A 13,726-nucleotide genomic window follows, 5' to 3' on the forward strand; every position below is an offset into this window, starting at 1 on the left:
AACCCAACGGCGAATTGCCGGGGTCGGCCCCTGAGGGTCCGACCCCAGACCTTGCCTTTGGGGTGAATTGCACGATCACATCGCCACTACGCGGCTTTCGACGACTCGAGGAAATCCTGCGCGAAGCGCTGCAAGACGCCGCCGGCCTCGTAGATCGACACTTCTTCCGCCGTGTCGAGGCGGCAGGTGACGGGCACTTCAACCGTTTCGCCGTTCTTGCGGTGAATGACGAGGGTCAAGGTGGAGCGCGGCGTGCGCTCGCCCACGACGTCGTAGGTTTCGCTGCCATCGAGGCCCAGGGTCTTGCGGTTCACGCCAGGCAGGAATTCCAGCGGCAAGACGCCCATGCCCACCAGGTTGGTGCGGTGGATGCGCTCGAAGCCTTCGGCCACGATGGCTTCCACGCCGGCCAGGCGCACGCCCTTGGCGGCCCAGTCGCGCGAGGAACCCTGGCCATAGTCGGCGCCGGCGATGATGATCAGGGGCTGCTTGCGCTCCATGTACACCTCGATGGCTTCCCACATGCGCGAAATCGTGCCTTCCGGCTCGATGCGCGTGAGCGAACCCGCTTTCACTTTGCCGTCCTCGATGACCATCTCGTTTTTCAGGGTCGGGTTGGCAAACGTGGCGCGCTGCGCCGTCAAATGGTCGCCCCGGTGCGTGGCGTAGGAATTGAAGTCTTCCTCGGGCAAACCCATTTTCGCCAGGTATTCGCCGGCCGCGCTATCGAGCATGATGGCGTTCGATGGCGACAAATGGTCGGTCGTGATGTTGTCGCCCAGGACGGCCAGCGGACGCATGCCTTTCAATGGGCGCGCGCCAGCCAGCGCGCCTTCCCAGTATGGCGGACGGCGGATGTACGTCGTCTGCGGACGCCAGTCGTACAGGGGGCTGACCTTGATGCCGTCGTCCGCCTGCGCGGCAAACATCGGGATGTACACCTTGCGGTACTGCTCCGGCTTGACGCTGGACGCGACGATGGCGTCGATTTCCTCGTCGGACGGCCAGATATCCTTCAATAAAATCGGCTTGCCATCCGCGTCATGTCCAAGCACATCCTTCTCGATATCGAAACGGATGGTGCCGGCGATCGCATACGCCACCACCAGCGGCGGCGAAGCGAGGAAGGCCTGCTTCGCGTACGGGTGGATGCGGCCGTCGAAGTTGCGGTTGCCCGACAAAACGGCCGTGGCGTACAGGTCGCGCGACACCACTTCTTCCTGGATGACAGGATCGAGCGCGCCCGACATGCCGTTGCACGAGGTGCAGGCGAAAGCCACGACGCCAAAGCCCAGGTTTTCAAGCTCCGGCAGCAGGCCCGCTTCCTGCAGATACAGTTCCACGGTTTTCGAGCCGGGCGCCAGCGAGGATTTCACCCACGGCTTGCGCGTCAGGCCGAGGCGATTCGCGTTGCGCGCGATCAGGCCGGCGGCGATCATGTTGCGCGGGTTGTTCGTGTTGGTGCAGCTGGTGATGGCCGCGATGATGACGGCGCCGTCCGGCATCTTGCCCGGCTCGTTTTCCACCACGCCGGAGATCCCGCGCGCGGCCAGTTCAGACGTCGGCACACGGTTGTGCGGATTCGACGGCCCGGCGATATTGCGCACCACGGACGACAGGTCAAAGCTCAAGACGCGCTCGTATTGCGCGTCGACCAGGCTGTCGGCCCACAAGCCCGTCTCTTTCGCGTACAGCTCCACCAGTTTCACCAGCTCGTCGTCGCGGCCCGTCAGTTTCAGATACTTGATGGTTTGCGCATCGATGTAGAACATGGCGGCCGTGGCGCCAAATTCCGGCGCCATGTTGGAAATCGTGGCGCGGTCGCCCAGGGTCAGGTGCGAAGCACCCTCGCCGAAGAATTCCAGGTAGGACGAGACGACCTTCTGCTTGCGCAAAAATTCCGTCAGCGCCAGCACCGTGTCGGTGGCCGTGATGCCCGGCTGCGGTTTGCCCGTCAGCTTGACGCCGATAATGTCGGGCAGGCGCATCCACGAGGCGCGGCCCAGCATCACGCTTTCCGCTTCCAGGCCACCCACGCCGATGGCGATCACCCCCAGCGCATCGACCATGGGCGTGTGCGAATCCGTGCCCACCAGGGTGTCGGGATAGGCCACGCCACCCTGCACCTGGATCACGGGCGACATGCGCTCGAGATTGATCTGATGCAGGATGCCGTTGCCCGGCGGGATCACGTCAACGTTCTTGAACGCCTTCTTGGTCCAGTCGATGAAATCGAAACGGTCTTCGTTGCGGCGGTCTTCGATGGCGCGGTTCTTGGCGAAGGCGTCGGGATCGAAACCGCCGCATTCGACGGCCAGCGAATGGTCGACCACCAGCTGCGTCGGCACCACCGGGTTGACCAGGGCCGGGTCGCCGCCCTGGGCCGCGATGGCGTCGCGCAGACCGGCCAGGTCCACCAGGGCCGTCTGGCCCAGGATGTCATGGCACACGACGCGGGCAGGGAACCATGGGAAATCGAGGTCGCGGCGGCGTTCGATGAACTGGCTCAGGGACGCGTTCAGGGTGGCCGGGTCGCAGCGGCGCACGAGGTTTTCGGCCAGCACGCGCGAGGTGTAGGGCAAGGTGGCGTAGGCGCCCGGGGCGATCGCATCGACGGCGGCGCGCGTGTCGAAGTAATCGAGCCCTGTTCCCGGCAAGGATTTTCGGTGCAGTGTATTCATGTTCGTAACCATTATTTGCGGTCCTTGATCGGCACGAATTCCAGGTCTTCCGGTCCCACGTAGTTGGCGCTCGGGCGGATGATCTTGTTGTCGATGCGCTGCTCGATGATGTGGGCAGCCCAGCCCGACGTGCGCGAAATGACGAACAGCGGCGTAAACATCGCCGTCGGCACGCCCATCATGTGGTACGACACGGCCGAGAACCAGTCCAGGTTCGGGAACATGTTCTTGATTTCCCACATGACCGATTCCAGGCGCTCGGCGATGTCGAACATCTTGGTGGAACCGGCTTCCTGCGACAGCGAGCGGGCCACTTCCTTGATGACTTTATTGCGCGGGTCCGAAATCGTGTAGACGGGGTGGCCGAAGCCGATCACCACTTCCTTGTTGGCCACGCGCTCACGGATGTCCGCTTCCGCTTCGTCGGCGTTGTCGTAGCGCTTCTGGATGTCCAGCGCCACTTCATTCGCGCCGCCGTGTTTCGGACCGCGCAGCGCGCCGATGGCGCCCGTGATGGCCGAGTGGATGTCCGAACCCGTGCCGGCGATGACGCGGCTGGTGAAGGTCGAGGCGTTGAATTCGTGTTCCGCGTACAGGATCAGCGAGGTGTGCATGGCTTTTTCCCACGACGCGGACGGTTTTTCGCCGTGCAGCAGGTGCAGGAAGTGGCCGCCGATCGAGTCGTCGTCCGTTTCCACTTCGATGCGCTTGCCGTTATGGCTGTAGTGGTACCAGTACAGCAGCATGGAGCCGAACGACGCCATCAGGCGGTCGGCGATGTCGCGCGCGCCTGGCGCATTATGGTCGTCCTTTTCCGGCAGGGTGCAGCCCAGCACGGACACGCCCGTGCGCATCACGTCCATCGGGTGGGCGGCGGCGGGCAAGGCTTCCAGCGCCGATTTCACTGCCGACGGCAGGCCGCGCAGCGATTTCAGCTTGGCCTTGTAGCCTTTCAATTCGGCGGACGTCGGCAGCTTGCCGTGCACCAGCAGGTAGGCGATTTCCTCGAACTCGCAGCTGTCGGCCACGTCCAGGATGTCATAGCCGCGGTAGTGCAAATCGTTGCCGGTCTTGCCGACCGAGCACAGCGCCGTATTGCCGGCGGTGACGCCGGACAGGGCGACGGATTTTTTAGGCTTGAAAGTGGCGGCTTGCGGTGCGTTCATTGATTTCTCCAAAAATTGACTAGTCTCGGTTGCGTCACTGCGGGGCCGGCATGCGGCCCCTGCTTCTTTACTTTTCTTTTCTTATTTCTTTTGCGCGGCGAACAGCGCGTCGAGCTTTTGCTCGAAGTCGTGGTAATTGATCGATTCATACAGCTCCATGCGCGTCTGCATGGTGTCGACGACGTTCTTTTGCGTGCCGTCGCGGCGCAGCGCGCGGTAGACGTTGTCGGCCGCCTTGTTCATGGCGCGGAAAGCCGACAGCGGGTACAGGGCCAGGCCCACATGGGCGCTGCGCAGTTCGTCCAGGGTGAACAGCGGCGTGGCACCGAATTCCGTGATGTTGGCCAGAATCGGCACGTTGACGGCCTTGGCGAACGTGGCGTACATGTCCAGGTCGGTGATGGCTTCCGGGAAGATCATGTCGGCCCCCGCTTCCACGCAGGCGACGGCGCGTTCCAGTGCCGCTTCCAGGCCATCGACGGCCAGCGCATCGGTGCGCGCCATGATGACGAAGTTCGGGTCCGTGCGCGCGTCGACGGCGGCCTTGATGCGGTCGACCATTTCTTCCTTGCTCACGATTTCCTTGCCCGGACGGTGGCCGCAGCGCTTGGCGCCCACCTGGTCTTCGATGTGCAGGCCGGCCGCGCCGAACTTGATCATCGATTTCACCGTGCGCGCCACGTTGAAGGCGGAGGAACCGAAGCCCGTGTCGGCATCGACCAGCAGCGGCAGGTCGCACACGTCGGTGATGCGGCGAATATCGGTCAGCACGTCGTCCAGGCTGGAAATGCCCAGGTCGGGCAAGCCCAGCGAGCCGGCCGCGACACCGCCGCCGGACAGGTAGATGGCCTTGTAGCCGGCGCGCTTGGCCAGCAAGGCGTGGTTGGCGTTGATGGCGCCGACGACTTGCAACGGGGATTCTTCCTGGACGGCCTTGCGGAATGCGGCACCTGCGGAGTATTGAGTCATGTGTTCACCTTATGGGTTTCGGATGGTCGCGAATGTTTCACGGAGTGGCTATGAACATGGGTATTGCAAATGCCGTGCCAGGCCGGCGCGGCGCGATGAAAAACCCATGAACGCAGAGTGAAAACAAGGGGCGCCGTGCTGGCCAGCGCCGTTCCAGCACTGTGCCACCAGGGAACAGCGAGGTCACGTTTTCCCTGTACCACGTTTCATTATTGTTTCACAATTTCATTTTGAAACAACATATTGAAACATGCAACAACATTGAAGGGAAAGGAGGCAGGCAGGCCGACGTGCGGCCGGTAACGCGCAAAAAAACAGCCGGCGGATGCCGGCTGCGGAACACAATGACTGAAAGAATAAAGGATTACGCCAGCCGTACCAGCGGGTTGGCGATGATGTTGTCGATCTGGCGCACGGCTTCCTCGCAGGCGGCGGCAATGGCGCCATCCTCGTCGTCGCGCACGAATTGCATGGTCGAGCCTTCGAACACTTCCAGGCCTTCCGCGGTGGCGCGTTCGATGTCGCAACTGGCCGACCATTTGCCGTCGGTGGTGGGCACGGCCAGGGGAACGATTTCCCAGCCTTTATAGTGAATTTTAGAACTGCTATCCATGGGGTGCCTCCTTCGTGACTGACTCAATAGTGGAAATCGTAGCACGAAGCGCGGCAGGCGGCGACGAGTTTCACGCGCCGCGCCGTAGTCAGGCTCACTTTCGGGCTAAACGATTTACGCTGACTCAAGGACGCAGCAGATTATCCACTTCCGTCCTGGCCACTTCCAGGCCGGCCGTGCAAGCCGTCTCGGGTGCAGCATAACCGCCCAGGGTGCGGCTGCGCGTGATCGCCTGCGCCGCGGATTCACCGTCGCGCTGCAGGCGGTAGGTAAAATCCCATAAATCGTCGTTATCCTTTTGCGGGGTCACGGAAATCGTAAAACCACGGTACTGTTCGCTTCGTGCAGTGATATCGTTCATGAATTCCTCCTGGGAAGAATGAGGTTACCATGCTGCAAGCGCCAGGGTGCGCACGACTGTGACGGCCGCTTATCTGTTTTTCGCATGTCAAATGTCAATTTGCAGCATTTTTTCAGCGGACTCTGGCGCTATAATGACCTTCCCAGTCCTGTCCATCCCTTGCCCGTCCCTTGCCGCCGTGATGACTCCACAAATCCAAGCCTTCTTCGACCCCGCCACCGCCACCGTCACCTATGTTGTGTACAAGGCCGATGGCGGGGATTGCGCCATCATCGATTCCGTGCTCGACTACGATCCGAAGGCGGGCCGCACCTCGACCGCCTCGGCCGACAAGGTGATCGCCTTCGTGCGCGAACACGGCTTGCAGTGCCGCTGGCTGCTGGAAACCCATGCGCACGCCGACCACCTGTCCGCCGCGCCCTACCTGCAGCAGCAGCTGGGCGGCGATGTGGCCATCGGCGCGGCCATCCAGACGGTACAGCGCGCCTTCGCCCAGGTCTACCACCAGGACGGCGCCAGGGCCGACGGTTCACAGTTCGACCAGCTGTTCGCGCCCGACCAGGTGTTTCATATTGGCAAACTGGAAGTGCGCGCCCTGCACGTGCCCGGCCACACGCCGGCGGACCTGGCGTATCAGATCGGCGACGCCGTGTTTGTCGGTGACACCCTGTTCATGCCGGACGTGGGCTCGGCCCGCTGCGACTTCCCCGGCGGCTCCGCGTCCCTGCTGTACCGCTCGGCGCAACGATTGCTGTCGCTGCCGCCGCAGACGCGGCTGTTCATGTGCCACGACTACCCGCCCAACGGCCGCGCACCGCGCTGGGAGGTGACGGTGGCCGAACAGCGTGCCAACAATATCCACTTGCGCGATGGCATCACGGAAGAGCAATTCGTGGCCATGCGCACCAGCCGCGACGCCACCCTGGACATGCCGACATTGATCTTGCCCGCCATCCAGGTCAACATCAACGCGGGCAAGCTGCCCGAGCCGGAAGACAACGGCGTGCGCTACCTCAAAATACCGCTGAACGCGATCTGACCGCCCCGGCGGTCCCTGCCCGCCGCTCCGCCTTTCTTGACACCACGCAAGTCCCACCTCAGGCAATCCGCATACAGTGCAGATTGCCTGAGTTCGCTTTGGCGCCTTTCCTCTTTCACGTTGACGGAGCGCCCGCATGTCGCCCGACCCTACGCTCGATTCCAATTGCATCCTGCTCGCCGAAGCCGAAGGCACGACCTTGTTCAGCCATCCGCTGCTCCAGGCCGTCACGCGCCTGCCCCGTCCCGGCATTGTCATCTTCGTGCACGGCGTCAATTCCGACGGCGAATGGTATGAGCAAGCCGAGCAAGGCCTGTGCGCCGGCCTGAATACGCGCCTGAAACGCCGCGACGAGGATCTGGCGATCCCCGGCCCGGCCGCCGGGCAGATGCAGACCGCCACCTACGCGCGCGAATTGACGGACGACGGTTTCCTCAACCCCAAGCGCAACGCCACCACCTTCCTGCAGGCGGACGATGCCAATTCGCCCGTGATCCGCTTCCGATGGGGTTACAAGGCCAATGGCGAGGAGTTGCAGGCATTTGGCGACGGCATCTATCTCAACGAAAAGAATTACTGGGGCGGCGGACCGTTCGCCAACGGCTGCAGCGCCCTGCCCGACCTGTGGGGCCAGGGCTTGTCCGAGGAACTGTTCCTGTGGATGCATATCCAGCACATGAACCCGACGAATGACCGGCAAGTGTATGCGTGTCCGCCGCGCCCGTATTTCGTGTTCGCCGCCTGGCGCCTGGCGCGCCTCGTGCAGTCGATCAGGGCTTGCCAGCACGACGCGCCCGTCACCATCGTCTGCCATAGCCAGGGCAATATGGTGGCCATGGCGGCCGCCTTTCTCGGCGAAACGCTGGGCGCTTCCGCCGTGGCCGACAGTTACGTGCTGTGCAACCCGCCCTACAGCCTGCTCGACAGCAATTTCACGGAAAACTGGGTCAGCGGCCATTTGACGGACGAACATGGCAACACGGGCCGGCAAAAGTACGAAGCCCGCACGCAAACCTTGAAAGCGTTTTTCAACATCCTGCGCACACGCTCGGCCATGCAGCAGGATGCCGACTTGGTCGACGAGTGCAGCGCCAATCGCAAGCCTGAACGCAAGGACAGCTACACGGCCGCGTTCGACCGCGCAGACCACGGCTTGCATGGCTCCACCTATGGCAGGGTCACCCTGTACTTCAATCCGCACGACCAGGTGATTTCGGCCACGCCCGTGCAGGGCATAGGCTGGCGCGGCATGTCGGCGCAGGAAATTGCCGATACGGGCGGCGAAGGCGTCTTCACGCAGCGCGTGTTTGCGCAAAACCACCTTGTTGGCCAGGAAAATGAAAAGGACTACGATATCTGGCAGCGCCATGGCCAGCCCTTGACGCCGGACAGCCTCGATTTCTGGCACCCGCGCTCACTGGTCGCCGAGTACTCGATCGAAAAGGGCATGCGGGCCAGCAAAGGCATCGGGCGCAAAATCCTGACCTTTTTGTTCGCGCCCATCGTCATCATTCTCGCCAAGACTGCCGGCACGCGCATCAACGCCCTGCCACCCAAGTCCTGGCGGCTGCCGATGAAGGCGCCCAGGCTGCCCGAGGCATTCCTGCCGCACTCGAAGCGCTTTGCCGACATCAGCGATCAGTTTGACGAAGGCTGCGATGCCCCGGCCGACTCCCTGCACAAGGACCGCGCCGCCGAAGCCGATGGCGCGTATGCGCCCTACCGTTCCCAGGGTAAGGGCGATGCGCAAACCGAGGCGGCGCTGCGCTATGAACAGAACGCCATGCTGCGCATGCAGGCCAGGCGCGACGGCTGGGTGGAAAAAGGCAAGCCTGTGACGGCGGTGGACAAGCCGGAGGAGGCTAGCAAGGAATTCAATGCCTGGCGCAAGAACGAAATTCAGAACTACCTGGCCGCCAACATCGACACCCACGCCACCGATCACTCAACCATCATGACCAATCCCGAGCATGCGCAGAAGGCGCTGGCGTATGACGTGGCGGTGGGGGTGTGCACGATCAGGCAGGAGGCGTTGCGCGAGTTACGAGTAGCGGCGGATTGGAGGTTGTTAGAGCCTCTCAATGCCACCGATGATAGCGCCGAGTTTTTTTGAGTATTACGACAGCGGAGAATTCAAAAAAACATCTTTATACAAATGGGCTAACGCCAAAGACAGCCCTGCCAGAAAACCGAAAAGCATCGTTGACGAGCGTCAGAATGCTAGGCCTGCCGACCATTCCACCAACTTTGCGCTAAGGACTGACGGTGCGTAAGTTCATTGCCACGCCGCGCCAGCGACTGGCCTGGGCGCTCGCCGTATCTTTCATTGTCATTTGTCTTGTGCTCTGGCTCAACTGGCCAAGCTATGCAGGTCACCAGACTATCCATTCACCTGGAGAACTCATGAAACAGTTCCTTGCGCTGCCCATGCTCGCCGCTTTCTCCCTATTTGCGCTATTGACGGCCTGCGCCGTGCAGCCTGCGCAGAAAGAAGACGATCACCCAACAAGCACGGCCCACGTTCCCTTCCGGGCACAAGTGGTGGGCCTGCAGTGGCTCAATCCCCTGCAGCGGCTCGACTATCCGACCGAGTGGCAGCTGCTATGGACGTTGGGATTGGCAAAACCCAACAAGAATGACGATATGGTCAGGACGGATCCCAGGGGCTTCAGTACCTTGCAGGCCGTCGCCCCCATTGCTCACGATCTCGATGGCACGGAAACGTTCAAGGGCTATCACTATAAATATGTGCGGAAATTAACCAGTCTATTTCATGACATTTACTACTCCAGCCCCACCTACTTTTATCGGGTATATCCCAAGGATCAAAAACAGAACTGGCGCGAACTGGCAGGCATCCGCGTGGAATATGCCCTGCCTGCGGGTAAGTTGGACCCAGAAGAGGCAAGAAACACTACGCGCGAACGCATCACCGACACCTTCAGCATCGGCAATGTCAATTTCCCCACCCTCTGGACCCGCGCAACCCCACCCGACGTGCGCATCACCCTGGGCGGCAACAATGCAGGCTTCGTCTCCCTGCAAGCCGCGCTGGCCTATCTGGAAGCGCATCCGCAGCAAACCGTATGGGTCATGAACTGGGATGCGCCGAGCCGGCCGAAGACCATGCAGATCAATGAAAACCTGGTGCTGCTGGTGCTGGCCGGCCCTGATTACAAAACGGAGCGGGCGGCGCTGGCGTGGATAGGCTATCCTGCTACGAAAAATGTGGCGGACTTTGAACTGGCCAAGGACAAGCCGCCACGCGCCGTGCAAGCGTGGCAGGCCGTGTTTGCCGAAGCGGCGCGCCATGGCGGCAAGACGGAAGAAGACATCGGCTACGTCATCCACGATGCCAATAAAACCCTGCCCACGTCATCCGACCGTCTGGGCCAGCTGGCGCATTCGCTGACGCTGGAAGTAGCGGATTTCGACTTCCTGCCGCAGACCTTCAATACACCCGCCCTACTGGGCGAGATGGGCGCCGGCACGGCGCTGACCAATGTCGCCCTGGGCATCGCCCATGCGAACCACGTCGGCAAGCCGGTGCTGGTGGCGGGCACCAGCGATCCTGCCAGCGTCACGGGCGTGCTGGTGTCGCCGCCGGCCACGGTGCGGCCCATCAATCACGACAAACCGTGGTTCCGCGCGCGCGGCGAAAACCATGCGTATCTGCCGTGGTGGGGCATCCGCCACGACGCGGCGGACGATATGCAGGGCTATTCCAAATAAGGCGCTGCGGTGCTACACGGCCCGCACGCCGCGCCACAGCTGACGCTGGCCCATGTTCACCCGTTCCATCTCGCCCGAGGCCAGCAGCCGTTCCAGCGCGGCCTCGACCACGTCCGGCGGAAAACCGCCGCCCAGCCACCACTGCGCAACGCCTTCGGGCGTGTCGACGCCGTGCGGGCGGATGGCCAGGTAGGCGCGGATCTGGCCGCTGACGGTCTCGATGTCGGTGTCGTTTTGTGTCATATCAATCCTTGTGGGCAAAGTTGCGAAGATTCCGGCAAGGCAGTCGCCCGCGTCCCTTACTCGCCCTGCTCCGGCGCCCGCCCGATCTCGCCATCGAGATTGGCCAGGAACCAGGCCAGCGACGACATCAGCGCCACGTTGCGCTTCAGGTTCTCCGGGTCAACCTTGTCCAGCGTGTCGGCCGGCGTGTGGTGATAGTGGAAGTAGCTGTGGCTGTCGACCAGCGGCTCGAAGCTGGGCACGCCACCCGTTTCCAGGCGGTGCAAGTCGCCCGTGCCCAGCGCGTCGCGGCGCGTGAAGGCGTGCGCGCCCATCGGCTGCAGGGCGGCGCGCAGGGGCGCGAACAGTTTTTCCGACTTCGGCCCCACGCTGGCGAGGATGCCGAACGGGCGGCCGGCGCCGCTGTCCATCTCGATGGCGGCATACTGCTTGCCCAAAGCCTGCTTGTGCGCCTCGAAATACGCCTGGCCGCCACGACCGCCATTTTCCTCGTTCATCCAGGCGATCACGCGGATGGTGCGACGTGGGCGGTAGTCGAGCTTTTTCAGGGTTTCCACCACGCCCATGGCCGCCACCACGCCGGCGCCGTCGTCGTGCGCGCCCGTGGCCAGGTCCCAGGAATCGAGGTGGCCCGACACCACCACCACTTCGTCGGCCTTGTCCGTGCCCGGCCAGTCGGCGATCACGTTGTAGCTGTCCGCTTCCGGCAGGTTTTTCGGCGTCAGGGTCAGGTGCATTTTCAGGGGGCCGCGCGCGGCCAGGCGGCCGATCAGCAAGGCGTCTTCCACGGTGACGGCGGCGGCGGGAATGCGCTTATTCTCGTCCAGGCCCGTGGCGCCCGCGTGCGGGATGCGGAAATTCGCGCCGCCGACCGAGCGCACCAGCGCGGCGGCCGCGCCCAGGTCGGCCGCCGCCTTCGGTCCGAGGAAGCGCGCGCGCGAACCCTGGCCATAGGTGACGCCGGCCAGGCCCCGCTCGGCCATCTCCTGGTCGAACGGCGTGTCGATCAGCACGATGGAGCCCTTCACTTCCGAGGCGCGGGCCTTGAGTTCATCCAGGCTCTTGACGATGATCACGGGCGCCGTCAGGCCGGCGGCCGGGGTGGCGCCGGAGCCGCCCAGGGCGGTGAGCACCACGCGCTGCGACACGCCCTGCGGACGGCCCGCGTAGTCGACGATTTCCGCCGTTTCCACGCCGCGCACCCAGTGCGGCACCTTCACGGGCTGCAAGGTGACGGTGGCGCCCAGCTGGCGCATGGTGTCGGCCACCTGCCGCACGGCGGCGGCCGCGCCGGCGGAACCGGACAGGCGCGGGCCGATCAGATCCGTCATGTCGGCCAGGCGGGCATACGCCCAGTCGCTTTGCAGCGCCGTGTCGCGCACCTGCGCCAGCGCCTGCGGCGCATTGCCCGGCGCGGCGGCAAAGGCGCCGGCGCTGACGATGCAGCCAAGGGCAAGGGATACGGCGGAACGGCGCAGTGGCGCGCCAGTCAAGACGATATGCATGTGATTTCAGTTCCAGTCAACAAGGTCGTAGCGGGTACGCCTTGGCCAGGGGGCAAGGCGCGACTTTTCCCACGATAGCGTATTTATTCTGTCACTGCAGCAACTTTTAAGGGATCGATTGCCTGTTCCCCCCGGAGTCGATTACCATCAGGATCGTGATCGCTACCGGATACCGCCATGCTCAAGGGAACACTTTGCACCATCCGGCATTTGCAGGCCGCCGACCTGAATACCTATATTTCCCTCGTCAACGACCTGCCCTCGCGCGGCGAGTTCTTTTCGATGCAGTTCAAGTCGCCCGAGGCCATGCGGCGCGACTTTCTGCAAACGGGCTTCGTCACCGAGGATAGCGAACTGTTCCTCATCGAGGACAAGGCCCAGCACATCATCGGCACGATCACGCACTTCAAGAGCCGCACGCCAGCCGCGCGCGAGATCGGCTACCGCCTGTTCGACCGGCAGCGGGACGGACAGGGCTACATCAGCGAAGCGACGCGCCTGCTGGTCGACTACCTGTTCAAGGCCTATCCGTATCACCGGCTGGAGCTGCTGATGGACCCGCTGAACGTCGGCTCCGAACGCATCGCGCAAAAGAACGGCTTTACCCAGGAAGGCTTGATGCGCCAGGCCTTCTTCATCAACGGCGTGATGCGCGATGTCAAAATGTACAGCCTGCTGCGTCCCGAATGGCAGGCGCGGGCGCGCTGACTTGTTACCGTCGAGGCAGGATTGTAATAAGTTGTATTAGACGTGGAACAAGCGGGGAGCAGCAGATATAGTCCAGTCCATGCAGATCATTGTGATCTCGCCGGAATGGAAGGAAATGCCATGTTGAACAAGAAACTCCTGGGTGCGGTAATGGTAGCGGCAGTGGCTGTGTCTTCGGCCGCAGTCGCCGGTGACCGCGACTTCAATACCGTTGCAGGCGCCGTTGTCGGAGCGGCCATTGGCAACAGCACCGGCGGGCGCAATGGCGCGATCGTCGGTGGCGTGCTTGGCGCCGCCGTCGGCAACAGCATCAGCACGAATGACCGCTATTACGACCGTGGCGGCTATCGCGGCGGTTACCGCGAAACCTATTATGCGCCGGCGCCGCAGCCCGTGTACTACGCCCCTGCCCCGCAGCCCGTGTATTACGCCCCGCCACCGCGCTACTACGGCCCGCCGGCTGTCGTCTACGTGCAACCGGGCCGCGGCTACTACCGCGACCATGGCCGCCGCGACTACTATGACCGAGACTACCATGACCGCGGTCATGGCTGGGGCCATCGCCGTTAAGCGCCGCCCTGCGCCTGCACCATGAAAAACCTGCGCCAGCCTGCTGCCGCAGGTTTTTTTGCGTCACCGGCAAGGTATCGCCCCTGCACAATATCGGCTAAGCTGTATCCTATGATCAACATTGCTGGCCGCCTGGACC

The 13,726-nt window shown here is 62.9% G+C and carries 12 protein-coding genes; 5 read left to right on the forward strand and 7 right to left on the reverse strand.

All coding sequences use genetic code 11. From position 1 onward, the window contains the following. Positions 1–86 precede the first annotated feature (86 nt). The 5 genes from acnD to GCN78_RS06290 form a co-directional block, all read right to left on the reverse strand. A complete protein-coding gene (acnD, locus tag GCN78_RS06270) occupies positions 87–2,681 on the reverse strand; it encodes a Fe/S-dependent 2-methylisocitrate dehydratase AcnD (protein WP_152250942.1) in 2,595 nt (864 codons plus the stop codon). Positions 2,682–2,692: 11 nt separating this feature from the next. Further along, entirely contained in the window at positions 2,693–3,847 is a 1,155-nt protein-coding gene (gene prpC / locus GCN78_RS06275; protein WP_152250943.1) for a bifunctional 2-methylcitrate synthase/citrate synthase, read from the reverse strand. An 81-nt stretch (positions 3,848–3,928) separates the two neighbouring features. After that, positions 3,929–4,816 carry a methylisocitrate lyase gene (gene prpB, locus GCN78_RS06280; protein ID WP_152250944.1) on the reverse strand — a complete coding sequence of 296 codons (888 nt, stop codon included), beginning with the start codon at positions 4,814–4,816 and terminating at the stop codon, positions 3,929–3,931. A gap of 364 nt (positions 4,817–5,180) precedes the next feature. Continuing rightward, on the reverse strand, positions 5,181–5,429 hold the full coding sequence (locus GCN78_RS06285; protein WP_100873472.1) for a hypothetical protein: 249 nt from the start codon (positions 5,427–5,429) through the stop codon (positions 5,181–5,183). Positions 5,430–5,553: 124 nt separating this feature from the next. Then, positions 5,554–5,790, reverse strand: coding sequence for a hypothetical protein (locus tag GCN78_RS06290; RefSeq protein WP_152250945.1), 237 nt, complete (start codon positions 5,788–5,790; stop codon positions 5,554–5,556). A gap of 181 nt (positions 5,791–5,971) precedes the next feature. Between GCN78_RS06290 and GCN78_RS06295 the strand changes: the two genes are divergently transcribed. From GCN78_RS06295 to GCN78_RS06305, 3 genes are all read left to right on the forward strand, one after another. Further along, positions 5,972–6,829 carry an MBL fold metallo-hydrolase gene (locus GCN78_RS06295; RefSeq protein WP_152250946.1) on the forward strand — a complete coding sequence of 286 codons (858 nt, stop codon included), beginning with the start codon at positions 5,972–5,974 and terminating at the stop codon, positions 6,827–6,829. Between the two features lie 136 nt (positions 6,830–6,965). Continuing rightward, positions 6,966–8,942 carry a T6SS effector phospholipase Tle3 domain-containing protein gene (locus tag GCN78_RS06300; protein ID WP_152250947.1) on the forward strand — a complete coding sequence of 659 codons (1,977 nt, stop codon included), beginning with the start codon at positions 6,966–6,968 and terminating at the stop codon, positions 8,940–8,942. 152 nt (positions 8,943–9,094) lie between these two features. Continuing rightward, positions 9,095–10,561: a virulence factor gene (locus GCN78_RS06305; protein ID WP_413465191.1), complete on the forward strand. Its 1,467-nt coding sequence runs from the start codon at positions 9,095–9,097 to the stop codon at positions 10,559–10,561. A 12-nt stretch (positions 10,562–10,573) separates the two neighbouring features. Here the strand turns inward: GCN78_RS06305 and GCN78_RS06310 are convergent, their stop codons facing one another. Together GCN78_RS06310 and GCN78_RS06315 are read right to left on the reverse strand one after the other, a co-directional pair. Then, on the reverse strand, positions 10,574–10,804 hold the full coding sequence (locus tag GCN78_RS06310) for a hypothetical protein (RefSeq protein ID WP_152250948.1): 231 nt from the start codon (positions 10,802–10,804) through the stop codon (positions 10,574–10,576). Positions 10,805–10,860: 56 nt separating this feature from the next. Next, complete coding sequence (locus GCN78_RS06315; RefSeq protein ID WP_152250949.1) at positions 10,861–12,309, reverse strand: M20/M25/M40 family metallo-hydrolase; 1,449 nt, start codon at positions 12,307–12,309, stop codon at positions 10,861–10,863. A gap of 177 nt (positions 12,310–12,486) precedes the next feature. Between GCN78_RS06315 and GCN78_RS06320 the strand changes: the two genes are divergently transcribed. After that, positions 12,487–13,017, forward strand: coding sequence for a GNAT family N-acetyltransferase (locus tag GCN78_RS06320; protein WP_152250950.1), 531 nt, complete (start codon positions 12,487–12,489; stop codon positions 13,015–13,017). A gap of 168 nt (positions 13,018–13,185) precedes the next feature. After that, the gene (locus GCN78_RS06325; RefSeq protein ID WP_413465192.1) at positions 13,186–13,587 is read left to right on the forward strand and encodes a glycine zipper 2TM domain-containing protein; all 402 of its coding nucleotides are present in this window, start codon (positions 13,186–13,188) and stop codon (positions 13,585–13,587) included. Positions 13,588–13,726: the final 139 nt, after the last annotated feature.

It is taken from the genome of Janthinobacterium rivuli (assembly GCF_009208735.1).
Taxonomy (GTDB): domain Bacteria; phylum Pseudomonadota; class Gammaproteobacteria; order Burkholderiales; family Burkholderiaceae_D; genus Janthinobacterium.

Bases quoted from the DNA above. Each gene is read 5' to 3' on its own strand.
- prpC (WP_152250943.1), bottom strand. From the start codon at position 3,847: ATGAACGCACCGCAAGCCGCCACTTTCAAGCCTAAAAAATCCGTCGCC.
- GCN78_RS06300 (WP_152250947.1), top strand. From the start codon at position 6,966: ATGTCGCCCGACCCTACGCTCGATTCCAATTGCATCCTGCTCGCCGAA.
- GCN78_RS06290 (WP_152250945.1), bottom strand. From the start codon at position 5,790: ATGAACGATATCACTGCACGAAGCGAACAGTACCGTGGTTTTACGATT.
- GCN78_RS06285 (WP_100873472.1), bottom strand. From the start codon at position 5,429: ATGGATAGCAGTTCTAAAATTCACTATAAAGGCTGGGAAATCGTTCCC.
- acnD (WP_152250942.1), bottom strand. From the start codon at position 2,681: ATGAATACACTGCACCGAAAATCCTTGCCGGGAACAGGGCTCGATTAC.
- prpB (WP_152250944.1), bottom strand. From the start codon at position 4,816: ATGACTCAATACTCCGCAGGTGCCGCATTCCGCAAGGCCGTCCAGGAA.
- GCN78_RS06310 (WP_152250948.1), bottom strand. From the start codon at position 10,804: ATGACACAAAACGACACCGACATCGAGACCGTCAGCGGCCAGATCCGC.
- GCN78_RS06295 (WP_152250946.1), top strand. From the start codon at position 5,972: ATGACTCCACAAATCCAAGCCTTCTTCGACCCCGCCACCGCCACCGTC.
- GCN78_RS06315 (WP_152250949.1), bottom strand. From the start codon at position 12,309: ATGCATATCGTCTTGACTGGCGCGCCACTGCGCCGTTCCGCCGTATCC.
- GCN78_RS06320 (WP_152250950.1), top strand. From the start codon at position 12,487: ATGCTCAAGGGAACACTTTGCACCATCCGGCATTTGCAGGCCGCCGAC.